The organism is Caulobacter sp. 05L422, assembly GCF_056397765.1.
Genome location: NZ_JBFTOB010000001.1, coordinates 419,777 through 444,845, shown reverse-complemented (window position 1 = coordinate 444,845; position 25,069 = coordinate 419,777). Strand labels below are relative to the sequence as shown.

The following is a 25,069-nucleotide window of genomic DNA, read 5'->3' as shown; positions in this document are numbered from 1 at the left end:
ATTCCTCTTGAATGTAAGTGAGCATTCACTTATTGGAATGGAAAACCTGGAGAAGCCCGCCGATGAGCGTCTTGCCCCTGCTGTTCGACCCGCGCGGCGTCGCCGATCGGCGCGCGTTCTGGAGCGGTCTGGTTCAGTTGATGGTCGTCAGCGCGGCGGTGTACGCCGGGCTCGGTGTCCTGGATTCGATTGTCTCGCTGGCGGCTCCGCCGGTGATCGGCGAGATCTTCCTCGTCAACGCCGTGGTCGGGCTGCTCCACGGAAGCGCCCTGCCCAAGGTGGCGCTGGAGGCGTCGGTGTTCATCGTCGCCGCGCGCCTCTACGTCACGGGGTGCCTGATGCTGAAGCGCTCGCGCGACGCCGGCAAAGGCTCGCGCCCGCTGATCGTCTTCGGCGTGGTCGGCCTGACCATCCACGGCCTCATGGGGCTATGGGCCTACGACCTGTTCGACGACGGCATGGCGTTGATCGTGCCGATGGTCGCCGACGCGATGCTGACAGCCGCCCTGGGACTTGTCTTCACGGCCTGGATCGGCGCCCGCCCTTCTCGCCCGGGAAAGAACGCCGGTTCGAACAGGCTGCAGGTTAAACCCGCGTCATGACTTGCAATTCACTTCAACCGCGAGCTTGCCGGTCCTAATCTCGCTTCAGGATTTGGGAGCTGGAAATGGACTGGAAATCGCTGTTCTTCTCCGCCGAGGGCCGCATCGGCCGCCAGGCGTTCTGGATCGGTTGGCTGGTGTTGCTGGGCGTCCAGGTGGTGGCCGGGTGGATCCCGGTGATCGGCCACGCCCTGGGGCTGGTCGCGCTGTTCGCCTGGGTGTGCCTGTGCAGCAAGCGCCTGCATGACATGGGCCGCAGCGGCTGGTGGCAGGTTCCGCCGTTCGCGCTGAGCCTGGCCCTGGTGGTCGGCTCGGTCCTCTGGATCGGCGTCGGCGCGGCCCTGGCCGCGATCACCGACGGCAACCCCGAGGTGGTCGCCCTGGCGGGCGTCGGCGTCCTGCTGATCGGCATCTTCGTGGCCTTCGTGGCGATGATCGGCTTCACCCTGTGGGTGGGGATCGCCGAAGGCCAGCCCGGCGAGAACCGCTACGGCCAACCGCCGCTGACGCCGGCGATGGTCTAGAAAACATCTAGGATCGCGGAAACCCTCTCCCCATCGGGAGAGGGTTTTTCGTTGTTAGAGCCGCCGCGCTCCCAGGCTCACCGCCCTCGCCAGAGCCTGGGCCAACTGTGCGTCCGAGCGCGCAAGGCCCGCCGTGTCGCCGCCCTGGACGTTGATCGTGACATTGACCCCGCCGCCCGCCAGCGGCTCGACCGCGCCGGCCGAGGCGGGGCGGAACAGCTCGGGGCCACGCTCGCCGACCAGATAGGCGCCGCCGGCCGAGACCGGGCCGCCGTCGGCCCTGGCGCCGGAGAAGCGCGAGCTGACCGCGTTGGCCAGGGCCTGGGCCAGGCCGCTCCCGCCTTCGCCGGAGCCCGCCGAGACCGCCTCGATCACCGCCCGCGCCAGCTCGGCCAGGCTGACCTTGCCGTCGGCGGCCGCGTGGGCCAGCGAGCGGGCCAGGCCGGTTCCGGCCTTGGCGAAGGCCTCGTCGATGGCCCGGGCCGCCTGCTCGGCCGGCGCGCGCAGGGCGGCCAGGGCCGCGGCGGCCTCGGTGGCGCGGGCGGGGACGGTCTCTAGGCCGTCGGTGTCGAAGTCGCTCATCGGATCTCCTCGTCGGGAAAGCGGGCGATCAAGGCGTCCAGCGCCGCGCGGTTCAGGACCGGCGCGGCGGGGGCCTCGATCAAGGCGCGCCACTCGGCCAGGGACAGCCGCCAGAAGGCCTCGGGCGGGATGGCCAGGCCCAGGGTCGCCAGGCGCAGGGCCGCGCGCCAGCGGGCGTTCATGCGCAGGCCGCGAGAGCGGAGGCCACGGCCGCGACGGCCTCGGGGATCGCAACTCGCTGAGCATCCAGGATCGCCGGATCCTCGCCGCCGCCTTCGAGCAGGGCGGCCAGGACCGCGAGCAGTTCGGCGGCCGACAGCCGGCCGAAGCGCTCAGGCAGAGCGCTCCAGTCGTCCAGGCCCAGCGCGGTTTCGATGCGGGCCAAGGCGCCCAGGGTCAGGCACAGGCGGCGCGGCGTTCCGGCGAGGGGGACGACGACCTCGCCTCGGGCGGGGTTGGGGGTGTGGGGCATAGGGATTTCTCCGGTGCGGTGAACACTTGCCCCCTACGGACCGCTTCGCGGTCGTCTTCCCCCAGAGGGGGAAGAGGAGTGCGTCCTCCGCCCCCTATGGGGGCGGACAGGCGACGAAGTCGCCAGGTGGGGGCAAGTGGGGTGAGCGCTAGATCGCCGTGAACGTCACCGCCCCGGCCGAGGCCAGGGACAGGGCGAACGCCGCCTCGCCGTCGTGGTCGCCGGCATATTCCAGGGCCGCCACCAGGAACGGCCCCTCCAGCTGCACGAAGTCGGGGATCACCAGCCGCCACACCCGGGCGGTCTGGGCGAAGAAGCTGTCGCGCACCGCCGCGTCGGAAGCCGCGTCGCGGAACACGCCGCTGCCCGAGACGGCGACCGAGCGCACGCCCGATCCGGCCAGCAGCTCGCGCCAGCGGCCGGCGCTGTCGCCGTCGGTGGCGTCGATGGTCTGGGCGTTCAGGCTGATCGTGCGGGCCCGCAGGCCGGCCACGGTGGTGAAGACCGGCGTCGGCGCGCCGTCGCTGATCTTCAGGAGGAGGTCTTTGCCGGCTTGGGCGGCCATGGGGGGTCTCCTTGTTGCGTGATTTCGGCGAGCACTTGCCCCCTACGGGCCTTCGGCCGTCTTCCCCCAAAGGGGGAAGAGGCGCGTCCTCCGCCCCCCTATGGGGGCGGACAGACCGCGAAGCGGTCAGGTGGGGGCAAGTGGGTGAGCTGCTGTCGTTCAGGCGCTCTCGGTCACCGCCCGCACCCGCAGCACGCCCAGCGACAGTTCGCGGTCGGCGGCGCGGAAGACGTCGGCATAGGTGACGCGCAGGGTGACCAGCCGGCGACCGGCCACGCTCAAGGGCGCGTTGTGCAGGGCCGCGCGGACGGCGGCGGTGACGGCGCGGGCCTCCTCGGGGCCGCCGAACTTGCTGGCGCAGGTGACGGTGAGCAGGTGCTCCAGGCCGTCGGCGTCCGGCCCGAACGGCCGGCTCTCCTGGCGACCCAGGCTGACGCACGGATAGACCGGATGGCGCGGGGCGTCGGCGTGGACGCGAGCGGCGACCAGGGCGGAGACGGCGGGCGCGGCCTTCAGGGCGGCGACCAGGGCGGCGGCGACGGCCTCTTCGGGGCCATTGGGGGCGCTCACAGCCGGGCCTCGCGATAGGGCGCGAGCCAGGGCTCGACCAGGCCCGGCGGCGGTTCGCCGCCGTCCCGGTGCTCGTAGGCGTGGGCGACCAGGACCAGCACGGCCAGCCGCAGCGGCGCGGGGCTGGCCAGGGTCAGCGCCAGGCGCGTGGCGGCGGCGACGCGCGCCTCGGCGGCGTCGATCAGCAGAGTCACCAGGGCGTCCTCGCTGGCGTCGGCCACGCGCAGGAAACCCTTGGCCTCGGCCAGGGTGGTGGAGAGGGGCATGTGGAAAATCCCATTCCTTCTCCCCTTGCGGGAGAAGGTGTCGGCGCAGCCGACGGATGAGGGGTCGCGCGGCGTTTCAGCAGCCTGTCGCGAAGCAGGTCGGACAGGTCTTTCGACCCCTCATCCGACCTGCTTCGCAGGCCACCTTCTCCCGCAAGGGGAGAAGGAAAACCTTAGCTCACCGCGAACTTCAGCAGCTTGATCGCGTCGAAGTTCTGCACCCCGCCGCCGACCCGCTTGGTCGTGTAGAACAGCACGTGCGGCTTGGCGGAGTACGGGTCGCGCAGGACCCGCACGCCGGCGCGGTCGACGATCAGGTAGCCCTTCTCGAAGTCGCCGAACGCGATGGCCATGGCGTTGGCCACGGCGTCGGGCATGGCCTCGATCTCGGTGACCGGATAGCCGAGCAAGCTGGCCGACTGGCCCGGCTGCAGGGCCGCGTTCCAGATGTAGTTGCCTTGCGCGTCCTTGAACTTGCGCACGGCGCTGACCGTGCGGCGGTTCATCACGAAGCGGCCGTTCTGGCGGTACTGGGTCTTGGCCGCGTAGATCAGGTCGATCAGCTTGTCGGTGGGGTTCGAGGCAGGCCAGGCGCCGGCCACGCCGGTGGCCAGATAGCCCACCTGGCCCCAGGTGGCCGAGGCGTCGGCGGCGGCGGTGTAGGCCAACAGGCCCTTGGGCTTGTTGACCCCGTCGCCGCTGATGAAGGCCGAGGTCTCCTGGGCGGCGAAGGCGTCCTGCACCTCTTCCGCCAGCCACTCGTCGATGTCGACATAGGCGTCGTCGAGCAGGGCCTGGGTGGCGGCCGGGCTGGCGTAGAGCTCGCCGGCCGGGAAGTCGATCACGTCCAGGGTGGGCGCGGTCGTCTCGGGCCGGACGGCGGTCTCGGCCACCCAGCTGGCGGCCAGGCCGGCGGTCGACACCGGCTTGCGGAACGTGCCCGAGCCGATGGTGCGCACCTGGCAGATGTCGCGCATCGGACTGGACGCCGCGAGACGCCGCAGGATCTGCCGCTCCAGCTCGGCCGGGGCTACATAGCCGCCGGCCGTGGCCACGCCTTCCGACAGGCCCTTGGCTTCCAGCAGGAGGCCCGGGGTTTCGCCGGTCTTGATGTAGCGGTCGAAGGCGGCCTTACGCTCGTCGGGGACAACCAGCCTGCCCTCCCCGCCGATGGTCGGGCGGCGGGCGTCGCTCAGCACGCGGTCCAGCCGCGCCTGGGCGTTGGAGACGGCGTCGTCGATGCGGGCGACCTTCTCCTCCAGCAAGACGTCGGCGCGCTTGGTTTCGAGCGCCGCCAGCCGCTGGTCGTTGGCGGCCTTGAAGCCCTCGAACGCCGCCAGCACTTCGTGCAAGGCGGCGCGAGCCTCCGGCGAGGCCGCGGCCTGTTTGGTTTCCTTCATGGGGATCTCCGGTTTTTGGGAAGTCGTGGGAACAGGTCCTCCCCCTGTGGGGGAGGTGTCGGCGAAGCCGACGGAGGGGGGAGTTGGCTGAGTGTGGGTCTGCTCCCCCCACCGGCCCATTCGGGCCGCCTCCCCCACAGGGGGAGGAACTTGGACGGTTCAGCCGACGCGCTTGAGCCGCGCCCCCGGCAGCATCGGGAAGGTGACGATCGACACCTCCCACAGTTCGACCGCCGTCAGCACGCGCAGGCGGCCGGTGTCGTCCGGGCGGGCCTTCACGGCGCGGAAACCGATGGACAGGCCGTCCAGGGCGCCGGCCTCGACCAGGGCGGCGACGAGCCTTCCTCGTGGGGTCGCGCGGAGTATCCGGCCGCGGACGTAGAGGCCGGAGGCGTCCTCGGCGATCTCGTCCCAGACGCCGACGGGCTCGGCGTCGTCGTGCTGGTGCAGCATCTTCACGCCGGCCGGACCGGTGCGGGCCAGGCTGGCGGCGAAGGCGCCGGCGGCGGCGACGTCGTCGTTGAGGTCGCGGGTCCAGAAGAGGGAGGCGTGGCCTTCGATCTTGAGGTCTTCAGTCACGGCGCTCTCCATCCAGCTTGCTCTCGATCCGGGCCAGCGAGGCCCGCGTGGCGTCGGCCTGGGTCTCCAGCCGCGCTAGGCGCTCGGCGACCGGGGCCTGGGCGTCGAGGCGCTGGCGCAGGTCGTCGATCCGCGCCGAAGCCCGGCCGGCCCACATCAGGGCGGTCGCGGCCTGCAGGGCCACGGCGACCAGCAGGCCGATGGAGACCTGGCGGTCCAGCCGCCAGCGGGTGGGTGATGTCATGGGTTCGTCCCGCTAAATCCCTCCCCCTGTGGGGGAGGCGGCCGAAGGCCGGTGGGGGGAGTATTTGGGTGGTCGATCCGGGAGGACGGCGCCTGCCGATCACTCCCCCCTCCGTCGCCCTGCGGGCGACACCTCCCCCACGGGGGGAGGGCCTAAGAGAAACGGCTCGGCCGCCTACCCCTCCAGCCCCGCCAACCTTCTCCGCTCCGCGTCGGTGAGAAAACTCGCCCCCTCCAGCCGCGCCCACAGGGCGTCGCGCTCGGCCGACAGCGCCGGCACGGCGTCCAGGTCGCAGGCGATCCTCGCGCCGGGGAACTTCGGTTCCAGCCACACCGACAACGCCCGCGCCGCCCGCTCGGCCAGGGGCACGACCGTGTGGCGCCAGAACGCGCCGTTGGCCTCGCGGTAGTTGGCGTAGGTCGCGTCGCCCGGCACGCCCAGCAGCTGGGGCGGGACGCCGAACGCCAGGGCGATCTCGCGGGCGGCGGCGTGCTTGCCGGCGATGAAGTCCATGTCGGCGGGGCTCAGCGACATCGGCCGCCAGTCGAGCCCGCCCTCCAGCAGCAGCGGCCGGCCGGCGTTGGCGGTCCCCGCGTGGGCGTCGGACAGCTCGGCCTTCAGCCGCTCGAACTGCTCGGCCGAGAGCCGGTCGCCGGCCTCGCGATTGGCGTAGACCAGGGCCCCGGACGGCCGGGCCGAGTTGTCGAGCAGGGCCTTGTTCCAGGCCCCCGAGGCGTTGTGCACGTCGATCGCGAAGGCCGCCGCCTCGAGCGGGCTGAAGCCGTAGTGGTCGTCGGTCGGGTTGAACAGCCGCAGGTGCAGCACCGGCAGCCAGCCGGCGGCGTCGCGGCCGATCCGGGCGGTGCGGCCGGCGGCCTGGTAGTCGTAGGCCAGCGGCCAGCCGCGCGGTCCGGGGACGACGGTCATCCGGTCGGGGCGGAGGGCGTAGAGCTCGGTGGGGACGTCGTCGTTTCCTGAGGCTTCCAGATAGCCGTTCCCGGCCACCTGCAGATGCCCGAAGAACGCCTCCATCAGATCGGCCCCGCCCTGTTCGGGATTGGGGCCTTGCAGCAGCTTGCGCAGCGGATGGTCGTCGGCCCGCTTGCCGCCGACGAAGACGGTGAGCGGCACGGCGGCGGCGGCCTCGGCGATCATCCGCACGCAGCGGTAGGCGACCGGGTTCTTGGCGAACCCCTCGGAGGCCAGGGCGGCGTAGTCGCGCGGCGTCCAGCGGGGACGGCCGGCCGTGGTGACGGCGATCAGCCGCGCGGCCCGGGAGTCCTTGGTCTCCGGCGGGCGTCGGGGTTTAAACAGGGGCATGGGGCGCCTCGCGGAGGTTGAGAACGAAAAGGGAACATGTTATGCGGGAGCTGTCGGTCGGGCGGCAACAAGAACCTCCGCCCCCTATGGGGGCGGACAGACCGCGAAGCGGTCAGGTGGGGGCAAGGGGGTGAGCCACGTGAACGCGCCACGACCGACGGTCACGAACGCCAGGCGGCTTCGCAAGGAGATGACGCTGCCGGAGGTGAAGCTGTGGAACGCGATCCGGCGCGGGCAACTCGACGGTTTGAAATTCCGCAGGCAGCACCCGATCGGGCCGTACGTGCTGGACTTCTTCTGTCCGGCGCACCGGCTGGCGGTCGAGGTCGATGGCGCGGAGCACTATGCGGAAGACCGCTCAGAGAAGGACGCCGCTCGCGATCGATGGTTGGCGCGGCACGGGATCATGACGCTGCGGATCCCGGCGAGCTGGGTGCTGGATTCGGTCGACAGCGCGGTCCTCGCCATTCGTGAGCAGCTCACCCACTTGCCCCCACCTGGCGACTTCGTCGCCTGTCCGCCCCATAGGGGGCGGAGGACGCTCCTCTTCCCCCTATGGGGGAAGACGGTCGCGAAGCGACCCGTAGGGGGCAAGTGCGTGAGCTACAACACCGACAACCGCGGCCGCCTCCCCACTCCCAGCATCAACTCGCTCACCGCCCAGACCAGAGCGTCCGCCCGGTCCGGACTATGCCCAAGATCCCCCGACCCCAGGGCCATCAGCTCCTCCTCCAAGGCCGGAAACGCCCCGCAGTGGACCACCCGGCCCTGTTCATACAGCGCCGCCACCGGTTCGGCCCGGGCGCGCTTGCCGACCGAGGCCTTGACCAGTTTGACCGCACAGGGCGGGCCGGCCTGGGCCAGGACGGCGCGGACCATGTCGCCGCCCTGGTTGGCCTCGGCCACCAGGGCGTCGGCCGACCAGCGGACGGCGGCGTCCACCGCGCGACGGGCCCAGCCGTTGGGCGACAGGCCCTTCGCGGTCTGGTCCTCCAACACGAACGCCCGGCCCTCGAAGCGACCGACAACAACAATCCCACAGGCGTCGCCGCCCGCCGTGGCCGGCGGGTCGACGGCCACGACCACGCGGTCGAAGGCGGCCGGCGGCGCGCCCCGGCAGCGGGCCAGGTCCTCGGCGCGGAACAGACCGCCCTCGCCCTCGACGATCAGGCCGTCCAACTCCTGGGCGGCCAGGCGGGTGCCGCCGTAGAGGCCTTGCAGCGTCGACAGGAAGGCCGGCGCCAGGTGGGCTTGGTTGGCCGCCGTCGGGGCGCGGGTGTCGACCGTGCCCGGCTCGGCCATCAGGTTGCGCAGGGCGCGGATCGGCCGGGGCGTGGTGGTGACCACCAGGCGGGGGTCGGTCCCCAGGCGCAGGCCGAAGCGCAGCATGGCCAGGGTCTCGGCGGGCTTGGGCCAGGCGCAGAACTCGTCGGCCCAGGCGGCGTGGAACTGCGGCCCGCGCAGACTGTCCGGGTCCTCGGCCGAGAAGGCCTGGGCGACGGCGCCGTTGTGGAATTCGAGACGGCGGCGGCTGGCGCGCCAGACCGGGCGCTCGCCCGGCGGGTAGAGGCTCTTGAGGCCCGAAGGGCCCTCGATCATCACCTCGCGGACGTCGTGGAAGGTTGGGCCGACGAGCGCGAGGCTGTCGTTCCATCTCGCCTGCCTCGCGATCCACGATGCGCCGGAGAACGTTTTGCCCGCGCCGCGACCGCCGAGGAAGAGCCAGGTGGTCCAGGGATCAGCCGGAGGAATCTGATGCGGCGACGGAGCCGGTCGCAGGGCCGCCTTCAGCGCCTCCAACTGCGACATAACCGTCTCGTCCACCCCATCCCTTAGCTTCCCGTTCCGCCTGGAGAGCAGCCAGTCGTCGATCGATCTCGTGATAGAGAGCGTCAATGCGCTCGGGGGTGCGGCCGGTGTCGTCATCCATTTCCATCTCCTCGGGGGTTTCGACGTCGTTCTCGTTGGCGGCGCCCGGGGCGCCGACGGTCGTCTGCGCCGACGCCTTGGCGACCTCGGCCTCCAGCTTCGCCAGACCGCCGAGCATCTTCTGGCCCTGCGCTTGGAAGGCGCTGACGCGACACCCTTCCATCGATGCGCGGCCAAGGAGCTTCAGGTTCGCCTCCTCGCCGCGCTCGTCGGCGCCGCTGTCGATCTTGATCGCCACCTTGGCGTACCGTTCGACGAACAGGTGGGCGATCTTCGCCATCAGCTCTTCGGGCTTCATCTCGCTTCTCCCGGCCATGACACAAAGATACGGGAGCAGCGGGCGCCGCTGATAAGTTCGGTCGAGAAAGTTCAAGGCGTTGATTTCGTTGGCGTCGACTCGCTGAACGCCGAGGATCGACGGCGCTCTATCCCCGTCAGGGCGCCGACGGCGGGCCGTCTAAGGCCAGGCCGCCAACCCATTTGCTTCCGCCGCCGCCCCATCGCATATGAGGGCCATGGAAGACCCGTCGCGCACCGTGCTGGACGAACGCCAGGTGAATCTGATCGGCAAGGCCCTCGCCGAGCCGCGCCGCCGCCAGATCCTCAAGGAAATCGGCTCGGCCAGCGAGCCCACGCCCTGCGGCGCCGTCGCCCAGCGCCATCCGGTCAGCGCCGCCACGCTCTCGCACCACATGAAGGAGCTGGAGCGCGCCGGCCTGGTCCGCATGTGCAGGCAGGGCAAGTTCACCTATCTGGTCCTGCAGCGCGACGTCCTGAACGCCTATCTGGCCCAGCTCGCCGAAATCTGACTCCGCCCGCGAAAATTCTCGCGGCTCCGCGCATTGAATTACTTCGATAGTTATCTAAGTATCGAAGCGTTCGCCACTAAGGGCGACCGGAGAGAGTTCATGAGCAAGCTTGCAGGCAAGACCGCCGTCGTCACGGGCGCGTCGAAGGGCATCGGGGCCGGCATCGCCAAGGCCCTGGCCGCCGAGGGCGCGGCGGTGGCGGTCAACTACGCCTCCAGCCGCGAAGGCGCCGACAAGGTGGTGGCCGAAATCGTCGCCGCCGGCGGCAAGGCCATCGCCGTCCAGGGCTCGGTGGCCAGCAGCGACGACGTCTCGCGGTTGTTCGACGAAACCCAGAAGGCCTTCGGCGGCATCGATATCCTGGTCAACAACGCCGGCGTCTACGCCTTCGCGCCCATCGAGGAGGTGACCGAGGCCGAGTACCGGCGTCAGTTCGACACCAACGTCCTGGGCGTGCTGCTGGCCACCAGCGAAGCGGCCAAGCGCTTTGGCCCGGACGGCGGCAGCGTCATCAACATCAGCTCGGCGGCCACCACCGTCGATATCCCGACCGCCTCGGTCTACACGGCCACCAAGGCCGCCGTGGACTCGATCACCCGCGTGCTGGCCAAGGAGCTCGGCTCGCGCAACATCCGGGTCAACACCATCGCGCCCGGCGCCGTAGAGACCGAAGGCACCCACACCATGGGCATCATCGGCTCCGAGCTGGAGACCCAGATGGTCGCCCAGACCCCGCTTGGTCGCCTGGGCCAGCCGTCGGACATCGCGCCGGTGGCGGTTTTCCTGGCCTCGCCCGAGAGCTTCTGGATCACGGGTGAAATCATCGCCGTGGCCGGCGGCAACCGCTAGGCCGCTCGATATCGCCGCGCCGAGCGTCGCGGGACTGGCCTCAGGGCCGTCCTGTCCGCTCGGCGCGGCGATTTCCGCGCGGCCTAGAACGGCTTCACGCAGGTGACGCCCGCGCGGACATTGCTGTCGTCGCCCCTGACGTCCGGATCGCCGCCCATGCGAGCGCGACAGCCGTTCTTGGGCCGGCGCAACAGGAAGGGTTCCGGGTTCCTGGCGTAGCGGCCGGACAGGTCCAGGTTGAGCCGCGCCGTGACCGGGGCGGCCTTGGCCCAGCGCTGGGCTTCGCAGTCCTCTCGCTCCTGGCGTGTCAGCTCGGCCCGGTCGCAGCCGCGCAGGCCGCGAAGGACCCTCGCCGCGACGTCGGCTTCGGTTGGCGAGGGCGAGGCGTCGCCGGGTGTGAAGGGCGCGACCTCGCCGGGGCGCGGCGCCGCGGCCTGAACGGGAAGCACCGGTGCGGCTCGGGCCAGGGCGTCGCGGTCGTCCGACGACGGAGGACGGAGGCGGTCGCGATGGGTCGGGCTTGGTCGATCCGGCGGCACGAGCACGGCCTGGATCGTGGGCGGCTCACGATGGGTCGGCGTTCCCCGCGCCGCGTAGCGCACCAGAAGGACCAGCAGGACCGCGTGAAGGACGCCCGACACGACGAGCGCGGCCGTGCGTACGACGCCGCCCGGTGACCTCCCCCGTTTGAACATCCCGCCCCGCGCTCCCACGACCGCGGGGACTCCGCTCTAGATTGCGGACCGAAGTGTGGCCGCCGCCCGCCCAAGAAAAGCCGTCGCGCCTTGTCGGCTTCGGCGCTCCCCGGCCGTCCTGGCATCGAGAACCACCTCCACGGAGCCGCCCCATGTCCTTCCAAGCCTATCTCGACACCATCCAGGCCAAGACCGGCCTCGACGCCGAGGGTCTCAAGGCGGCCGCCGACGCCGTCGGGCTGTCGGAGGGCGGCGCGCTCAAGCCGGGGGTGAAGGCCGGCCAGGTCGTGGACTGGGGCAAGGGCCAGCTGGGGCTGGGCCACGGGCACGCGATGGCGATCTACGCCCTGCTGTCGGGCAAGCGGGGGCCCGGCGACTGAGGGCCTACCCCGCGATCGGCGACAAGGCCTTCAGCTCGTCCAGGCCCTTGACGCTGTTCTTGGCCCAGGTCTCGATCTGCCGGCTGAAGTCCTGGCGGTTGGTGACGCGGTTGCGCCATTCCATCGAGAAGTCGTCGATCGTGCGGCTGTCGACCGCCCGGCCCAGCAGGGCGCCGGTCATCGAGTCCCGCGCCTCGACCACCAGGGTGGCGCCGCCGGCGTCGCGGCTGTAGCTGCGCACGATCCCGGGACTGTCGGTGTCGGGCGAGGTGACGGTGATGTCGATCAGGGCCGTGCGCACCCGCAGGACGTCGGCCGCCGGCTCGCTGACCACCGGATAGCCGCCCGCCGCATAGGCCTTCTGCAGGATCTCGGCGGCGCCCTTGCGGCCCTCGTCGGCCATGCGCGCGATGTCCCGGTCGGACACCTGCAGCGACGAGCTCGCCGAGGAACTGTTGTAGTCGCGCTTCCAGTTCTTCTCGAACGCGATCTCGGTCGGGTCGAGGATCACCTTGGTGTAGCCGCGGAAGTCGGCGCCGGGCCGCAGATAGACCAGCTCGAACCGCTTGGCCTTGACCTTGACCAGCCCGTCCCACTCGGCCGGCGGCTTGGCCGCCAGAGCGGGCCGAGCGGCGGCGAAGGTCAGGCCGGTCAGGGCGAAAACGGTGAAATGACGTCTGTCCATCGTCCAGCTCCGGATCCTTGTCCGGCTGGACGATCCGGCGGAGGCCCGAGGGTGTCTATACGGGGGAATACCGAGTTCCCGCGGTGCAAACCCCGCCTCGTCGCCGGCCCATCGCACCGGTTGCCGAACCGCCGAAAACCCCTCAAAGCTTGACCATCGGATTCGGGGAGCGTCGCGATGGGAACCATGTCCTGGCTGCATTGGCTGATCGTCCTGAGCACGGCGATCGCGTTCGGCGCCGCCTTCCTGTGGCCCGGCGTGCGGATTCTTCAGCGCGCCGGCTTCTCGCCGTGGTGGGTGCTGCTGGCCCTGATCCCGGGCGGCGCCTTCGTCGGCTATCTGCTGCTGGCCTTCGTCCCCTGGCCGGCGCTGGAGGCCGAGGCCGATCTGTAGGTCTGGGAGAAATCGCCATGGGCGCCGTTAGACCGAACGCTCTCGCCGTCGTCGCTGTCGCCCTGATGGCGCTGGCCGGCTGTTCGGAGCGGAAGACGCCCGAGACGGGCTCCGCCATCGAGGACATCGCGCCCAAGATCGAGGCCTGGGAAAAGGCCAACGGCGTGCGTGTCGGCCCCACGGCCCTGCGCCTGCGGGACGGCTCCTGCCTGGACGTCTCCCGCCTGTCGCCGCCCTGGAAAGCGACGCCGCTGGGCCAGCCGCTGACGCTGACGATCGCCGCCCCAGGCGATACGGTCGGCGAACCCGCCGCGCCGACGGACGACGAGGATCCCGATCAACTGCGGATCTGGATCTCCGGATGGTCGCGCCCGCCGGGCGAAGGCTTCGGCTGGCGAGGCCTGACGCCGGAGAGGATCAAGGACAACATCGAAACGGGGATCTTTCGGCGTGTCGACCTGTGGCCGCCCAACGCCTTGTCGTTCAGGTCCTATCTCGGCCCCGGAGACGCCTACGCCTTCGCCGACGAGCGCCGCCTGAGCCAGTGCCGGGACTATGGGCAGGAGGGGAACCGTCTACGCTGCGCCATCGTCTCGGCGGATGAGCAGTACATCTTCGGCGGCGACCTGGCGCGCTCGAACATGCCCGACCTGCCCGCGCGGCTTCAAAGGATCGGCGAGGCGATCGAGGCGATAAGGGGCGTCTGCCCGACGGAACCGAGCCCTCAGTCTTCCGGGTCGTAGATCACGTCGCTCTTGTCGTACATCAGGTCGGTGGCGACGAAGTCCAGGGCGTCTTCGGGGTCGTCGAACGACAGCTCCGACACCGTCTGGTCGCGCACCGAGATGCCGGCCTTGTGGGTGCTTTCCGGGTCGCCGGTGATCAGCGGATGCCACAGCGGCAGGGTCTTGCCCTCGTGCAGCCGGCGATAGGCGCAGGACGGCGGCATCCATTCCAGGGTCTCGATATTGTGCGGCGTCAGCTTGATGCAGTCGGGCACGGTCTTGCGGCGGTTGGGATAGTCCTTGCAGCTGCAGCGGTGCTCGTCGAACAGCTGGCAATGCACCCTGGTGGGGATGATCTCGCCGGTGTCTTCGTCTTCGAAGCGAACCAGGCAGCAAAGGCCGCAGCCGTCGCATAGACTCTCCCACTCGGGGACGGTCATCTGGTTTAGGGACTTCGTCTCCCAGAAAGGTTTGCGCGCCATCATCGCGGCGTCCTAAACCCAATTTAGCTTAAGACCAAACGGGACCATGGGGCCGACTTGAACGACTGGACGCTGCCGCCCTATCGCTTCGACGACAAGCCGGCGGGCCAACAGCCCGCGCGGCCTCAGGAATTCGCGTCCGCGCCGCCGCCTCCGCCCCCGTCCGAGCCCCCGCCGCAGAGGCCGCCGGAAGAGCCGTTCCGCGCTGATTTGAAGCACGCCAAGGCCAAGAAGGGCCGTTGGATCTGGTGGACCCTGGCCGTCGTCGTGCTGCTGATGCTGCTGACCGCCGCGTCGGGCGCCGGCTATGTCTGGTGGAAGTACCTGCGCGACGCCCCGCCCCTGCCGTCGCGCGAGGCGCTGTTCGCGGTGAACCGCGCGCCGGGCATCCGGTTCGAGGACCGCAACGGCCAGGTGATCGCCACCCGGGGCCCGCGCTACGGCCAGCGCATCACCCTGGGCGCGGTGCCCAACTACGTGCCGCTGGCCTTCCTGGCGGCCGAGGACAAGCGCTTCTACAAGCACGGGGCCATCGACCCCTACGGCATCGTCCGCGCCGCCTGGATCAACCACCGGGCCGGCCGCACCGTGCAGGGCGCCTCGACCCTGAGCCAGCAGCTGGCCAAGGGCATGTTCCTGACGCCCGACCGGATCACCAAGCGCAAGGTGCAGGAGATGTACCTGGCCTGGAAGCTGGAGCGGGTGCTGACCAAGGACGAGGTGCTGGAGCTCTATCTGAACCGGGTCTATTTCGGGGCCGGCACCTATGGCGTCGACGGCGCGTCCCAGACCTATTTCAACAAGCCGGCCAGCCAGCTGACCCTGTCGGAATCCGCCCTGCTGGCCAGCCTGCTCAAGGCGCCCTCGCGCCTGGCCCTGACCCGCGACATGAGCCCGGCCCTGGCCCGCTCGCGCCTGATCCTGGCCAACATGCGCAAGGAGGGCTGGATCACCGCCGAGCAGGAGAGCCGGGCGCTGGACGACACGCCCAAGCTGTCGCCGCTGGCCGTGGCCGACGAGGGCGACTACGGCTGGGTGCTGGACTACGCCACCGGCGAGGCCGTGCGCATCGCCGGCCAGAACGCCCCCGACCTGGTGGTGCGCCTGACCATCGACCCGCGCCTGCAGCACGTGGGCGTCCAGACCGTCCGCCAGGCCATCGCCGTCGGCGGCGAGAGCGCCGGGGCCCGGCAGGCGGCCCTGCTGTCGCTGTCGGCCGACGGGGCCGTGCGGGCGATGGTGGGCGGGACCGACTATGTCGAGAGCCCGTTCAACCGCGCCGTCCAGGCCCGCCGCCAGCCGGGCTCGACCTTCAAGCCGTTCGTCTACGCCGCGGCCCTGGAGAAGGGCGTCATGCCCACCGACATCCGCGTGGACGGGCCCGTGCAGTTCGGCGACTGGAAGCCCGAGAACTACGCCGGCGGCTATCGCGGTCCGATGACCGTGCAGGACGCCCTGGTCAACTCGATCAACACCATCGCCGTCAAGCTGGCCCAGGAGGCCGGCGGTCCGGCGATCGGGGATCTCGCCCGGCGGTTCGGGATCACGACCCTGCCCTCCAACCCCGACCTGTCGGTGGCGCTGGGGGCCTATGAGGTGAACCTGCTGCAGCTGACCTCGGGCTTCCAGGTGTTCCAGCAGGGCGGCGTCCGCGTCCAGCCCTACGTGATCGAGAGCATCTCCACCCAAGGCGGCGAACCGATCTTCAGCCACACCGTCCCGGCCGCTCCGGCCAGCGTCTACGACATCAGCAAGGCCAGCATGATGGTCAAGATGATGAAGAAGGTCGTCGAGGTCGGCACCGCCAGGCGCGCGGCGTTCGGCTGGCCGGCGGCGGGCAAGACCGGCACCAGCCAGAACTGGCGCGACGCCTGGTTCGTGGGCTTCACGCCCGACTACGTGACCGGCGTCTGGGTGGGCAACGACGACGACCGGCCGATGAACCGGGTGGTCGGCGGCGACATCCCGGCCAGCATCTGGCGGCGCTTCATGCTGGCCGCCCACGAGGGGCTGGCGGTGCGCGACTTCCCCTGGCTGCTGCCCGATCCGGAACCCCTGTCGACGCCCGATCCCCGCAACGGCTTCTACGAGACCCTCGGCGCGGAGTTCGCCCGCTCGGCCTCGGAACTGGAGCCCGTGGCTCCGGATCCCGCCGCGCCCCCGGCGGCCGGAACGGCGCCGGAGCAGCTGCCTTACTAGACCCATCTCTCATGGAGAGAGGGGTTCTAGGAACCCATCACCCCGCCAGTTCCAGCTGCGGCAGCCGCTCGTCGGCCACCGCCGCGATCAGGGCGTAGAGCTGGCGCAACTCGATCGGCTTGGCGAGGCAGGCGTCCATGCCGGCCGCTCGGTATTCGACCTGGTGGTGGTCCAGCGCGTCGCCCGAGAGCGCGACGATCGGGGTGCGGCGGCGACCGGTGCGGGCCTCGTCCGAGCGGATGGCCCGGGTGGCCTCGACGCCGGACATGCCCGGCATCCGCACGTCCATCAGCACCAGGTCGAAGTCGTCGGCCGTCCAGGCCTCGACCGCCTCGGCGCCGTTCGAGGCCATCCGCAGGTCAACGTCCAGGCCCTGCAGCATGGCGTGCAGCAGCGCCTTGTTGGCCGAATTGTCCTCGGCCGCCAGGATCCGCAGGCGGCGCGAAGGAGCAACCGCCGGTTCCTCTTCGGCCTCGGCCTGCGGCGCGGCCCGGGCCCCGTCGGCGAGGACCCACTCCAGGTCCAGCGCCCGGCCGATGGCGCCCAGCAGCTCGTCGCTCTCGATCGGCTTGCTGACGAAGTCGTCGGCTCCCGCCAGCCGCGAGGTGGCCCGCGCCTCCTCGGCGTTGTTGGCCGACACGGCGATGATCGGCGCGTCCTTCAGCGGCTCGATCAGGCGCATCAGGCGCGTGGCCTCGTGGCCGTCCATGACCGGCATCTTCAGGTCCATCAGGATCAGGTCGGGCCGGACGAGCTGAGCCAGCCGCACCGCCTCGCGGCCGTCGCCGGCGGTCTCGATCTCGAAACCCAGGGGCAGCAGCAGGTCGCGCAGCAGGTCTCGGTTGTCGGGGTTGTCGTCGACCACCAGCAGGCGGCGGCGCTCGCCGGCGTAGCCGCGGATGTCGGCCAGGGCCGGGGCGGCGCCGGCTTGCGGCGCGTCGGCCAGGGGGAAGCGGGCCTCGAACCAGAAGCAGGCGCCCTGGCCCAGGCGGCTCTGCACCTGGATCGTCGCCCCCATCAGGCCGGCCAGCTGCCCGCTGATGGCCAGGCCCAGTCCCGTGCCGGCTTCGCGTCGCTGGATCTCGCCGACCTGTTCGAAGGGCTGGAAGATGCGCTCCAGCTCGTCCTCGGCGATGCCCGGACCGCTGTCCTGCACCTCGAAGCGCAGGGTCGCGGCCTCGGCGTCCTGGTCCAGCACCGAGACGCGCAGCGACACCCGGCCCTCGCCGGTGAACTTCACCGCGTTGCCCAGCAGGTTGAGCAGGATCTGGCGCAGCCGCTTGTCGTCGGCCAGCACCGCCTCGGGCGCGTCGTCGTCGACCACGCACTGGAAGGCCAGGCCCTTCTCCTGGGCCCGCACCTGGACCATCTCGGCGACGGCGGCGATCGCCTGGCGCAGCCGCACGGGCCCGGCCCGCAGCTCCATGCGCCCGGCCTCGATCTTCGAAAGGTCCAGCAGGTCGGTGATCAGCGACAGCAGGTGCTCGCCGCTGCGATGGATGGTCCGCACGGCGCCGAGGTCGGCCGGGGCCAGCGCGCGGCGCTCCAGCAACTGGGCGTAGCCCAGCACGGCGTTGAGCGGCGTGCGCAGCTCATGGCTCATATGGGCCAGGAAGTCGGACTTGGCCTCGCTGGCCCGCTCGGCGGCCGACTTGGCGGCGGCCAGGGCGGTCCTCGCCTCGGCTTGCGCCCGCTCCTTGTCCTGGGTGTCGCGGCGCGCGCGTTCGACCCGCACGGCCATGTAGAAGACGATCGCCACCGCCCACGAGGCCAGGATGATCAGGTAGAGGGTGGCCGGCGCGATGCTGGAGCGGCGCAGGACCAGCGACTCGATCCGCATGGCGTAGCGGCCCGGCGGCGCGGTCGTGGCCGTGGACACCTCGACCGCCACGACGTCGTCGAACTGGGTGCGGGCCAACTCGGGCGCGAAGTGCTTGCCCGACAGCCACCACTCCGCGACGCTGAAGTCGCGCGGGCCCAGCACCACGGTCTGGCGGCCCTTGCGGACCGAGAACTCGACCTTGTTGATCTTGGCGGTCGAGCGGTCGCCGATCGTGCTGTACCGGGGGTCCTGGTTCTTCAGATAGAACCGCAGGGCCGTCGCCGGGCCGTCGTAGTCGATCGTCAGGGCGATGGCGTCCAGCGTGCGCAGGTCGACCCCGGGCAGCGCGCCGTTGCCGTCGAGCACGACCTCATAGCCGCAGAACAGCGAGGCCGACCCGCCGGTCTTCAGGTCGCAGGACCAGGTCAGCGGCCTTGCGGCCGCCTTGAAGGTGGAGCTGCCGCCGACCACCTGGTCGGCATAGCCGCTGTAGCCGTAGTTCGCGGCGGTGGCGTCGGTCACCACGATCTCGCGGTCGAACAGCTGGTGCTGGAAGCCGATGATCGCGGCGGTCAGGACGAACAGGACGATCAGGCACAGCTCGGCCCCGTGGCGGGTCCACGACCGGCGACGCGCGGACGTCGCGGAGACACCGCTGTCAGCCTTCTCGAACGTGTCCACGCCGTGCGCTGGGCACGGTTCCGGCAAGTCTGTCTCAGTGCTCACGGTTTCCCCCGACCCGAACCCCACGTTGTGCCGCAACGGGGTGGCCAAGAGCTTAACCGTGGTTGCGACGAACGGTCGCTGCCGGGGGCAGATCGAGCGGTTCGAGCCCTCCAGAGACTCGCTTTGTGCGGTTACACGTATCGATAATCGATCTCGGAATATCGACTTTCGATGAGCATTGTTACAATAGTTGCAGGCCTGTAAGGATTCAGCTCAGATCACCAAGTTCTTCGAACCTTATTCATTACAGTCAAGCTTAGATATCGGTGTTTTATCTACGCCTCATTGCGCCGCTGACACCTAAAAGTCCTATTCTCGCCGCATTTGGGTATCGGCCGTTGCTTGGATGTGACAGGTCTTCGACATATTGATTACATAACAGCGTCCACGATTGACGGGCGTCTTTGACGGCTCCTATCCCAACGGCAACCGGGGACGGAGGTCCTCCGGGAAACCTGAAACTGACAGGGCGACGGGACGAGCGGGTCGATGAGGCCAAGCTCTGAGCGCCCGGAGGGACCGACATGAAATTGCACATCACCCGCGGGCGTCTGCTCGCGACGACGATGATCGCGGGGGCCGCCACCTTCGCCGCCTTCGCCGCCCAGGCTCAAGAAGCCGCCCAGCCGGCCGCCCCGGCCGACAACGAAGTCGAAGCCGTCGTCGTCACCGGTTCGCTGCTGCGTCGCACCGACACCGCGACCCCGTCGCCGGTCACGGTCCAGACGACCGAGGCGCTGAAGGCCCAGGGCATCACCACGATCGCCGACGCCATCCGCAGCCTGTCGGCCGACAACTCCGGTTCGATCCCCGCCGCCTTCGGCAACGGCTTCGCCGCCGGCTCGACCGGCGTGTCGCTGCGCGGCCTATCGGTCAACTCGACCCTGGTGATGATCGACGGCCTGCGGAACGCCAACTACCCGCTGGCCGACGACGGCCAGAAGGCGTTCGTCGACCTCAACTCGATCCCGTTCAACGCCGTTGAGCGCATCGAGACCCTGAAGGACGGCGCCTCGTCGCTGTACGGCGCCGACGCCATCGGCGGCGTCGTCAACATCATCATGAAGTCCAACTACCAGGGCATGAGCGCCGACGCCTCGATCGGCACCAGCGAACACGGCGGCGGCGACCAGTACCGCTTCAGCGCCGACTTCGGCTACGGCGACCTGGATACCGACAAGTACAACGTCTACGGCGACTTCGAGTACCAGCTGGACAAGCGCATCCGCATCGACCAGCGCGGCTTCCCGTTCAACACCAACGACCTGACCTCGATCCCCGGCGGCCAGAACAACAATCCCCAAGCGGGCGGCAGCACCTTCTACGGCAACGTCAAGCCGGCCATCCTGACCGAAGCCGGCAACCTGGCCAGCGGCCAGGCCATCGGCGGCCTCGGCAACGAGTGGCGTCCGCTGCGCGCCTGCGCCCCCGACGCCCCGCTGACCGTCGATCCGCGCCTGGACGACGACACCGGCGCTTCGATCGGCAGCTACTGCGCCCAGAACATCGCCACCTTCGGCGACGTCCAGCCCAAGCAGGAGCGCATCGCCACCTACGGTCGCTTCACGATCAAGCCGAACGACAACCTCGAGGCCTACCTGTCGGGCAGCTTCGTGCAGAGCAAGACCTCGGTCACCGGCACCCCGGTTCCGATCTCGTCCAGCACGCCGCATAACCTGAGCAACATCGTCCTGCCGATCACCCTGACCGACGGCAGCCTGAACCCGAACAACCCGTTCGCGGCGGCCGGTCAGTACGCCCTGATCAAGTACCGCTTCAGCGACCTGCCGGCCGACGCCGAGTTCACCAACCGCATGGCCCGCATGGTCGGCGGCGTGAAGGGCTCGGCCATGGACTGGGATTACCAGGCCAACCTGGTGATCGCCCACGGCTGGCTGGAAAGCGCCCAGAACGGCTTCGTCAGCTACGACAACCTGATGAAGGTGATCGCCGACGGTTCGTACAACTTCATCGATCCGTCCAAGAACAGCGCCGCGGTCCGCAAGGCCCTGTCGCCGACCCTGGCCAAGACCTCGACCTCGGACCTGGACTCGATCAGCTTCCAGGCTTCGCGCAGCGTGTTCGCCCTGCCGGGCGGCGACGCTCAGCTGGGTCTGGGCGGCGAGTTCCGCTACGAGGCCACCAACGATCCGGCCCTGAACCCGGTCAACGACGCCCAGGGCCTGGGCAACGCCAAGACCATCGGCAACCGCACGGTCGCCTCGGCCTTCGCCGAACTGGGCATGCCGATCACCGACAAGCTGGAAGTCAACGCCTCGGGTCGCTACGACCACTATTCCGACTTCGGCGACAACTTCTCGCCGAAGCTGGGCGTGAAGTTCTCGCCCACCAAGGAAATCGCGATCCGCGGTACGGTGTCGAAGGGCTTCCGGGCTCCGAGCTTCTCGGAATCGGGCGACTCCGCCGCCCAGGGCTTCACGACGTTCTCGTTCGACGACGCCTCGTTCGACGCCTTCCGCGCCGCCCACGGCGACAACGAGTACACCAAGGACTACTCGCTCTCGCAGATCACCACGGCCAACCCGGACCTGAAGCCGGAAAAGTCGACCAGCTATACGTTCGGCGCGGTGTGGGCTCCCACGCGTAACTTCAGCGTCTCGCTGGACTACTACCACATCAAGAAGACCGACGTGATCGCCCAGGCCGCTCCGGGCGTGGCGCTGGACGCCTACTATTCGGGCCAGGCCATCCCGGCCGGCTACACCGTCGTCGCCGACGCCGCGGACCCGGACCACCCGACCGCCCAGCGCCGGGTGCTGTCGATCGCCTCGCCCTACATCAACGCCGACTCGCTGGTCACCAGCGGTCTGGACCTCAACGTCCAGGCCAGCTTCTACCTGCCGTACGACGTGAAGTGGACGACGAACCTGGACGCCACCACCCTGTTCGACTTCAAGTACACGCAGGACGGCACGACCTATAACTACGTCGGCAAGGAAGCGCCGTACGCTCTGTCGTCGGGCGCCGGCACCCCGAAGAACCGCCTGTCGTGGTCGAACACCTTCGAGCACGGTCCGATCCACGTGACCGGCACGATGAACTACGTCAGCGGCATGCGCGAAGTCGACGACAGCGCCGCCAACGGCTGCCTGTACGGCGACGACGACTTCTACTGCCGCGTGAAGTCGTTCACGACCGTCGACCTGACGGGCGCCTACGACGTGACCGAAAAGGCCAGCGTCTACGCCGACGTCATGAACCTGTTCGACGCCGGCCCGATGTTCAACCCGGCCAACTACGCCGCGGTGAACTGGAACCCGACCTACTCGCAATCGGGCATCGTGGGCCGCTACTTCCGGGTGGGCGTCCGCCTGAAGTACTAGTCGAGAGAGATCTCGCTTACGGGGTCACCAGTACGAACCCCGATGAGATGGAGGGGCCGTCCGCAAGGGCGGCCCCTTTTTCTTTGGGGCGATGGGGACTGGGGGCGACACAGGGGACACACACTCACCCTCAAGCCTCTGCCGGATCGGTCGGCGCCTTGCCGTGAGTGTGTGTCCCCACCTTCACCCAAGGCGATTCTTGACTTAAGAACAAAAAGAGAACATCGTTCACCCTCCTCGGAGAGGACTCGTCAAATGCCCAGGACGGCGCGCGTGGTGTTCCCCGGCGTTCCGCATCACGTGACCCAGCGGGGCAACCGACGGCAGTCGACTTTCTTCGGCGTCAACGACTATGCCACCTATCTGAGGATCGCCGCCGGCGCCTTCGCCGAAGCCCGTGTACAGGTCTGGGCCTATTGTCTGATGCCCAACCACGTTCACTTGATCGCCACGCCCGAGGATGAAGCCAGCCTGGCCCACGCGGTCGGCGCCACCCACGTCCGCTATGCCCGACACATCAATCGACGTGAAGGCTGGTCGGGCTATCTCTGGCAGGGCCGGTTCGCCTCGGTTCCGATGGACGAGGCCCACCTGAGGCTTTGCGCCCGCTATGTTGGCCTCAACCCCGTACGCGCTGGACTTGCCAGACGGGCCGTCGACTGGCCTTGGTCCAGTGTGAGCGCGCACCTGTCCGGAAAGGCCGATCCCCTACTGACGCCCGGACCACTCGCGGAACTCCTGGGCGCGCAGATGACGACCTTCTTCGATCTCGACGCTCCCGAAGAAGGATATGATCTGCTGCGCGACGCCACGCGAACCGGCCGTCCGCTGGGATCAACGGCCTGGCAGCGGGCGACACAGGGGACACACACTCACCCTCAAGCCTCTGCCGGATCGGTCGGCGCCTTGCCGTGAGTGTGTGTCCCCACCTTCGCCAAGATTACTCAGGCCGTGGGGTGAGTGTGCGTCCCCCGCCCCGCGACAAGAAAACCCCCCGCCCTCTCGCCGGCCCTGCTATACGCCCCCATCTCCTCACTCCTCGCCGACAGTAAGACCTCCCGATCATGGCCTCCCCGACTCGCGCCCCTGTCCTGGCTCTCAAGGACGTTCGCCTCGCCGATGGCGCCAAGCCGCTGTTCGACGGCGTGGACCTGGCGCTGGAGCCGCGGGTGCGCGCCTGCCTGGTGGGTCGCAACGGCGCGGGCAAGTCGACCCTGCTGAAGATCCTGGCCGCCCAGGGCGTCGAGGCCGACAGCGGCGAGCGCGCAGCCCAGCCGGGCGCCAAGATCGTCTATGTCAGCCAGGAGCCGGACATCACCGGCGAGACCCTGCTGGACTACTGCACGGCCGGCGGCGCCGAGGACTACGAGGCCCACGCCACCCTGGCCGACTTCGGCCTGGACTACGCCAAGAGCACGGTGGGCCTGTCGGGCGGCGAGCGCCGCCGCGCCGCCCTGGCCCGCGCGTTCGCCGAACAGCCCGACGTGCTGCTGCTGGACGAGCCGACCAACCACCTGGACATCTTCGCGATCCAGACCCTGGAAGAGGAGCTGGCCGGCTCCAAGTGCGCGGCCCTGATCGTCAGCCACGACCGCGCCTTCCTGAACCGCGTCACCCAGCGCACCTTCTGGCTGGAGCACCGCAAGGTGCGTCGCCTGGACAAGGGCTTCGCCGAGTTCGAGATCTGGAGCGAGCAGGTGCTGGCCGCCGAGGCCGACGAGGAGCGTCGCCTCAACAAGCAGCTGGAGAAGGAAAACGCCTGGCTGGCGCGCGGCGTCCAGGGTCGCCGGGCCCGCAACGAAGGCCGCCGCCGGGCCCTGATGGACCTGCGCAGCCAGAAGCGCGACCTGCAGGCCGACAAGCGCGGCAGCATGACCCTGGCCGTCGAGAGCTCGGGCACGTCGGGCAAGCGCGTGGTCGAGGCCAAGCACGTCACCAAGAAGTTCGGCGACCGGGTGATCGTCGAGGACTTCTCCACCCGCATCCTGCGCGGCGACCGCGTGGCCCTGGTCGGCCCGAACGGCGCCGGCAAGACCACCCTGGTGCGCATGCTGCTGGGCGAGATCCCGATCGACGCCGGCGACATCAAGCTGGGCACCAATCTGGAGATCTCCTACGTCGACCAGAACCGCATGGCGCTGTCGGAGAAGATGACGCTGTGGGACTTCCTGACCCCCGGCGGCGGCGACTCCATCCTGGTGCGCGGCATCCCCAAGCACGTGGCCGGCTACGCCAAGGAGTTCCTGTTCACCGAGGCCCAGCTGCGCCAGCCGGTCACCAGCCTGTCGGGCGGTGAGCGCAACCGCCTGCTGCTGGCCCGCGCCCTGGCGACGCCGACCAACCTGATGGTCCTCGACGAACCGACCAACGACCTGGACATGGACACCCTGGACCTGCTGGAAGAGGTGCTGGCCGATTTCGAGGGAACCCTCATCCTGGTCAGCCACGATCGCGACTTCATCGATCGCCTGGCCACCTCGACCATCGCCATGAACGGCCACGGCAAGGTGCTGGAGACCCCCGGCGGCTGGAGCGACCTGATCGACCAGGCCCCGGACTTCTTCAAGGGCGCCCGCGGCGCGGCCGGCGACTTCGCCACCGGCACAGGCTCGCACAAGGCCATCGTCACCCCCGCCGCCCCGCCGGCGCCGAAGAAGACCGTCAAGCTGTCCTACAAGGACCAGCGGCGCCTGGAGGAGTGCGAGGCCCTGGTCGCCGCCAGCCCCAAGATCATCGCCGACCTGGAGGCCAAGCTGGCCGACCCCGACCTCTACGCCAAGGACCCGGCCGGCTTCGACAAGCTGATGAAGGCCCTCGACAAGGCCCGCGCCGACCTGGCCACGGCGGAAGAGGACTGGCTGGCGCTGGAGGAAAAGCGCGAGACGATGGCGGGGTAAGGGGCCCTCT

General features: G+C 69.6%; 26 protein-coding genes and 2 pseudogenes. 12 read left to right on the top strand and 16 right to left on the bottom strand.

The genetic code is table 11. From position 1 onward, the window contains the following. Positions 1–62: 62 nt before the first annotated feature. Together AC1DMQ_RS01905 and AC1DMQ_RS01900 are read left to right on the top strand one after the other, a co-directional pair. The gene (locus AC1DMQ_RS01905; protein ID WP_477031860.1) at positions 63–602 is read left to right on the top strand and encodes a hypothetical protein; all 540 of its coding nucleotides are present in this window, start codon (positions 63–65) and stop codon (positions 600–602) included. Positions 603–667: 65 nt separating this feature from the next. Continuing rightward, positions 668–1,126 (top strand): DUF805 domain-containing protein, encoded by a 459-nt coding sequence (locus tag AC1DMQ_RS01900; protein ID WP_477031859.1) that lies wholly within the window; start codon positions 668–670, stop codon positions 1,124–1,126. Between the two features lie 54 nt (positions 1,127–1,180). Here AC1DMQ_RS01900 and AC1DMQ_RS01895 read toward each other — a convergent pair whose 3' ends face one another. The 10 genes and pseudogenes from AC1DMQ_RS01895 to AC1DMQ_RS01850 form a co-directional block, all read right to left on the bottom strand. Next, entirely contained in the window at positions 1,181–1,708 is a 528-nt protein-coding gene (locus AC1DMQ_RS01895; RefSeq protein ID WP_477031858.1) for a phage tail tape measure protein, read from the bottom strand. Then, positions 1,705–1,890: a phage tail assembly chaperone gene (locus tag AC1DMQ_RS01890; RefSeq protein WP_477031857.1), complete on the bottom strand. Its 186-nt coding sequence runs from the start codon at positions 1,888–1,890 to the stop codon at positions 1,705–1,707. Before AC1DMQ_RS01890 ends, AC1DMQ_RS01895 begins: the two co-directional genes overlap by 4 nt. Continuing rightward, complete coding sequence (locus tag AC1DMQ_RS01885) at positions 1,887–2,180, bottom strand: GTA-gp10 family protein (RefSeq protein ID WP_477031856.1); 294 nt, start codon at positions 2,178–2,180, stop codon at positions 1,887–1,889. Before AC1DMQ_RS01885 ends, AC1DMQ_RS01890 begins: the two co-directional genes overlap by 4 nt. A 148-nt stretch (positions 2,181–2,328) precedes the next feature. Beyond that, entirely contained in the window at positions 2,329–2,745 is a 417-nt protein-coding gene (locus AC1DMQ_RS01880) for a phage major tail protein, TP901-1 family (protein WP_477031855.1), read from the bottom strand. A gap of 159 nt (positions 2,746–2,904) precedes the next feature. Further along, positions 2,905–3,315, bottom strand: coding sequence for a DUF3168 domain-containing protein (locus tag AC1DMQ_RS01875; RefSeq protein WP_477031854.1), 411 nt, complete (start codon positions 3,313–3,315; stop codon positions 2,905–2,907). Beyond that, positions 3,312–3,581, bottom strand: a complete 270-nt coding sequence (locus AC1DMQ_RS01870) for a head-tail connector protein (RefSeq protein ID WP_477031853.1) — start codon at positions 3,579–3,581, stop codon at positions 3,312–3,314. The genes AC1DMQ_RS01875 and AC1DMQ_RS01870 overlap by 4 nt, the downstream gene beginning before the upstream one ends. A gap of 173 nt (positions 3,582–3,754) precedes the next feature. Beyond that, positions 3,755–4,981 carry a phage major capsid protein gene (locus AC1DMQ_RS01865; protein WP_477031852.1) on the bottom strand — a complete coding sequence of 409 codons (1,227 nt, stop codon included), beginning with the start codon at positions 4,979–4,981 and terminating at the stop codon, positions 3,755–3,757. Between the two features lie 159 nt (positions 4,982–5,140). After that, entirely contained in the window at positions 5,141–5,560 is a 420-nt protein-coding gene (locus AC1DMQ_RS01860) for an HK97 family phage prohead protease (RefSeq protein WP_477031851.1), read from the bottom strand. Continuing rightward, positions 5,553–5,804: a hypothetical protein gene (locus AC1DMQ_RS01855; RefSeq protein ID WP_477031850.1), complete on the bottom strand. Its 252-nt coding sequence runs from the start codon at positions 5,802–5,804 to the stop codon at positions 5,553–5,555. The genes AC1DMQ_RS01860 and AC1DMQ_RS01855 overlap by 8 nt, the downstream gene beginning before the upstream one ends. A gap of 174 nt (positions 5,805–5,978) precedes the next feature. Beyond that, positions 5,979–7,224 (bottom strand): annotated as a pseudogene (locus tag AC1DMQ_RS01850) (phage portal protein). Between the two features lie 30 nt (positions 7,225–7,254). Between AC1DMQ_RS01850 and AC1DMQ_RS01845 the strand changes: the two are divergent. Beyond that, positions 7,255–7,593, top strand: a pseudogene (locus AC1DMQ_RS01845) (endonuclease domain-containing protein); the annotation flags it as partial. 134 nt (positions 7,594–7,727) lie between these two features. Here the strand turns inward: AC1DMQ_RS01845 and AC1DMQ_RS01840 are convergent. Together AC1DMQ_RS01840 and AC1DMQ_RS01835 are read right to left on the bottom strand one after the other, a co-directional pair. Next, positions 7,728–8,933 carry a DNA-packaging protein gene (locus tag AC1DMQ_RS01840; RefSeq protein ID WP_477031849.1) on the bottom strand — a complete coding sequence of 402 codons (1,206 nt, stop codon included), beginning with the start codon at positions 8,931–8,933 and terminating at the stop codon, positions 7,728–7,730. After that, on the bottom strand, positions 8,863–9,351 hold the full coding sequence (locus tag AC1DMQ_RS01835) for a hypothetical protein (RefSeq protein WP_477031848.1): 489 nt from the start codon (positions 9,349–9,351) through the stop codon (positions 8,863–8,865). The genes AC1DMQ_RS01840 and AC1DMQ_RS01835 overlap by 71 nt, the downstream gene beginning before the upstream one ends. A gap of 208 nt (positions 9,352–9,559) precedes the next feature. Between AC1DMQ_RS01835 and AC1DMQ_RS01830 the strand changes: the two genes are divergently transcribed. Both AC1DMQ_RS01830 and AC1DMQ_RS01825 read left to right on the top strand, forming a co-directional pair. Further along, entirely contained in the window at positions 9,560–9,862 is a 303-nt protein-coding gene (locus AC1DMQ_RS01830; protein ID WP_477031847.1) for an ArsR/SmtB family transcription factor, read from the top strand. A gap of 99 nt (positions 9,863–9,961) precedes the next feature. Further along, positions 9,962–10,711 (top strand): glucose 1-dehydrogenase, encoded by a 750-nt coding sequence (locus tag AC1DMQ_RS01825; RefSeq protein ID WP_477031846.1) that lies wholly within the window; start codon positions 9,962–9,964, stop codon positions 10,709–10,711. Positions 10,712–10,794: 83 nt separating this feature from the next. Here the strand turns inward: AC1DMQ_RS01825 and AC1DMQ_RS01820 are convergent, their stop codons facing one another. Then, positions 10,795–11,352, bottom strand: a complete 558-nt coding sequence (locus tag AC1DMQ_RS01820) for a hypothetical protein (protein ID WP_477031845.1) — start codon at positions 11,350–11,352, stop codon at positions 10,795–10,797. Between the two features lie 206 nt (positions 11,353–11,558). Here AC1DMQ_RS01820 and AC1DMQ_RS01815 point away from each other — a divergent pair, with 206 nt between their 5' ends. Continuing rightward, complete coding sequence (locus AC1DMQ_RS01815; protein ID WP_477031844.1) at positions 11,559–11,786, top strand: DUF4287 domain-containing protein; 228 nt, start codon at positions 11,559–11,561, stop codon at positions 11,784–11,786. A 4-nt stretch (positions 11,787–11,790) separates the two neighbouring features. On the opposite strand, the gene AC1DMQ_RS01810 is transcribed toward AC1DMQ_RS01815, so the two are convergent. Further along, a complete protein-coding gene (locus tag AC1DMQ_RS01810) occupies positions 11,791–12,471 on the bottom strand; it encodes a DUF3313 family protein (protein WP_477031843.1) in 681 nt (226 codons plus the stop codon). 186 nt (positions 12,472–12,657) lie between these two features. On the opposite strand from AC1DMQ_RS01810, the gene AC1DMQ_RS01805 reads away from it, so the two are divergent. Both AC1DMQ_RS01805 and AC1DMQ_RS01800 read left to right on the top strand, forming a co-directional pair. After that, positions 12,658–12,864, top strand: coding sequence for a hypothetical protein (locus AC1DMQ_RS01805; RefSeq protein WP_477031842.1), 207 nt, complete (start codon positions 12,658–12,660; stop codon positions 12,862–12,864). Positions 12,865–12,881: 17 nt separating this feature from the next. After that, positions 12,882–13,607, top strand: a complete 726-nt coding sequence (locus AC1DMQ_RS01800; protein WP_477031841.1) for a hypothetical protein — start codon at positions 12,882–12,884, stop codon at positions 13,605–13,607. Here the strand turns inward: AC1DMQ_RS01800 and AC1DMQ_RS01795 are convergent. Next, positions 13,589–14,074 (bottom strand): YcgN family cysteine cluster protein, encoded by a 486-nt coding sequence (locus tag AC1DMQ_RS01795; RefSeq protein ID WP_477031840.1) that lies wholly within the window; start codon positions 14,072–14,074, stop codon positions 13,589–13,591. The two genes, AC1DMQ_RS01800 and AC1DMQ_RS01795, sit on opposite strands and share 19 nt — an antisense overlap. A gap of 54 nt (positions 14,075–14,128) precedes the next feature. On the opposite strand from AC1DMQ_RS01795, the gene pbpC reads away from it, so the two are divergent. Beyond that, the gene (gene pbpC, locus AC1DMQ_RS01790) at positions 14,129–16,270 is read left to right on the top strand and encodes a multimodular transpeptidase-transglycosylase PbpC (RefSeq protein WP_477031839.1); all 2,142 of its coding nucleotides are present in this window, start codon (positions 14,129–14,131) and stop codon (positions 16,268–16,270) included. Between the two features lie 37 nt (positions 16,271–16,307). Here the strand turns inward: pbpC and AC1DMQ_RS01785 are convergent, their stop codons facing one another. Then, positions 16,308–18,773, bottom strand: coding sequence for a response regulator (locus AC1DMQ_RS01785; RefSeq protein ID WP_477031838.1), 2,466 nt, complete (start codon positions 18,771–18,773; stop codon positions 16,308–16,310). Positions 18,774–19,342: 569 nt separating this feature from the next. Between AC1DMQ_RS01785 and AC1DMQ_RS01780 the strand changes: the two genes are divergently transcribed. The 3 genes from AC1DMQ_RS01780 (at position 19,343) to AC1DMQ_RS01770 (ending at position 25,059) form a co-directional block, all read left to right on the top strand. Further along, positions 19,343–22,162: a TonB-dependent receptor gene (locus AC1DMQ_RS01780; protein WP_477031837.1), complete on the top strand. Its 2,820-nt coding sequence runs from the start codon at positions 19,343–19,345 to the stop codon at positions 22,160–22,162. A gap of 255 nt (positions 22,163–22,417) precedes the next feature. Further along, complete coding sequence (locus tag AC1DMQ_RS01775; RefSeq protein ID WP_477031836.1) at positions 22,418–23,077, top strand: transposase; 660 nt, start codon at positions 22,418–22,420, stop codon at positions 23,075–23,077. A 149-nt stretch (positions 23,078–23,226) separates the two neighbouring features. Further along, complete coding sequence (locus AC1DMQ_RS01770) at positions 23,227–25,059, top strand: ABC-F family ATP-binding cassette domain-containing protein (protein WP_477031835.1); 1,833 nt, start codon at positions 23,227–23,229, stop codon at positions 25,057–25,059. Positions 25,060–25,069 lie beyond the last annotated feature (10 nt).

Excerpts from the sequence above, each read along its gene's own strand:
- AC1DMQ_RS01905 (WP_477031860.1), top strand. The coding sequence starts at position 63 with ATGAGCGTCTTGCCCCTGCTGTTCGACCCGCGCGGCGTCGCCGATCGG.
- AC1DMQ_RS01900 (WP_477031859.1), top strand. The coding sequence starts at position 668 with ATGGACTGGAAATCGCTGTTCTTCTCCGCCGAGGGCCGCATCGGCCGC.
- AC1DMQ_RS01895 (WP_477031858.1), bottom strand. The coding sequence starts at position 1,708 with ATGAGCGACTTCGACACCGACGGCCTAGAGACCGTCCCCGCCCGCGCC.
- AC1DMQ_RS01890 (WP_477031857.1), bottom strand. The coding sequence starts at position 1,890 with ATGAACGCCCGCTGGCGCGCGGCCCTGCGCCTGGCGACCCTGGGCCTG.
- AC1DMQ_RS01885 (WP_477031856.1), bottom strand. The coding sequence starts at position 2,180 with ATGCCCCACACCCCCAACCCCGCCCGAGGCGAGGTCGTCGTCCCCCTC.
- AC1DMQ_RS01880 (WP_477031855.1), bottom strand. The coding sequence starts at position 2,745 with ATGGCCGCCCAAGCCGGCAAAGACCTCCTCCTGAAGATCAGCGACGGC.
- AC1DMQ_RS01870 (WP_477031853.1), bottom strand. The coding sequence starts at position 3,581 with ATGCCCCTCTCCACCACCCTGGCCGAGGCCAAGGGTTTCCTGCGCGTG.
- AC1DMQ_RS01865 (WP_477031852.1), bottom strand. The coding sequence starts at position 4,981 with ATGAAGGAAACCAAACAGGCCGCGGCCTCGCCGGAGGCTCGCGCCGCC.
- AC1DMQ_RS01855 (WP_477031850.1), bottom strand. The coding sequence starts at position 5,804 with ATGACATCACCCACCCGCTGGCGGCTGGACCGCCAGGTCTCCATCGGC.
- AC1DMQ_RS01840 (WP_477031849.1), bottom strand. The coding sequence starts at position 8,933 with ATGTCGCAGTTGGAGGCGCTGAAGGCGGCCCTGCGACCGGCTCCGTCG.
- AC1DMQ_RS01835 (WP_477031848.1), bottom strand. The coding sequence starts at position 9,351 with ATGAAGCCCGAAGAGCTGATGGCGAAGATCGCCCACCTGTTCGTCGAA.
- AC1DMQ_RS01830 (WP_477031847.1), top strand. The coding sequence starts at position 9,560 with ATGAGGGCCATGGAAGACCCGTCGCGCACCGTGCTGGACGAACGCCAG.
- AC1DMQ_RS01825 (WP_477031846.1), top strand. The coding sequence starts at position 9,962 with ATGAGCAAGCTTGCAGGCAAGACCGCCGTCGTCACGGGCGCGTCGAAG.
- AC1DMQ_RS01815 (WP_477031844.1), top strand. The coding sequence starts at position 11,559 with ATGTCCTTCCAAGCCTATCTCGACACCATCCAGGCCAAGACCGGCCTC.
- AC1DMQ_RS01810 (WP_477031843.1), bottom strand. The coding sequence starts at position 12,471 with ATGGACAGACGTCATTTCACCGTTTTCGCCCTGACCGGCCTGACCTTC.
- AC1DMQ_RS01805 (WP_477031842.1), top strand. The coding sequence starts at position 12,658 with ATGTCCTGGCTGCATTGGCTGATCGTCCTGAGCACGGCGATCGCGTTC.
- AC1DMQ_RS01800 (WP_477031841.1), top strand. The coding sequence starts at position 12,882 with ATGGGCGCCGTTAGACCGAACGCTCTCGCCGTCGTCGCTGTCGCCCTG.
- AC1DMQ_RS01795 (WP_477031840.1), bottom strand. The coding sequence starts at position 14,074 with ATGATGGCGCGCAAACCTTTCTGGGAGACGAAGTCCCTAAACCAGATG.
- AC1DMQ_RS01780 (WP_477031837.1), top strand. The coding sequence starts at position 19,343 with ATGAAATTGCACATCACCCGCGGGCGTCTGCTCGCGACGACGATGATC.
- AC1DMQ_RS01775 (WP_477031836.1), top strand. The coding sequence starts at position 22,418 with ATGCCCAGGACGGCGCGCGTGGTGTTCCCCGGCGTTCCGCATCACGTG.
- AC1DMQ_RS01770 (WP_477031835.1), top strand. The coding sequence starts at position 23,227 with ATGGCCTCCCCGACTCGCGCCCCTGTCCTGGCTCTCAAGGACGTTCGC.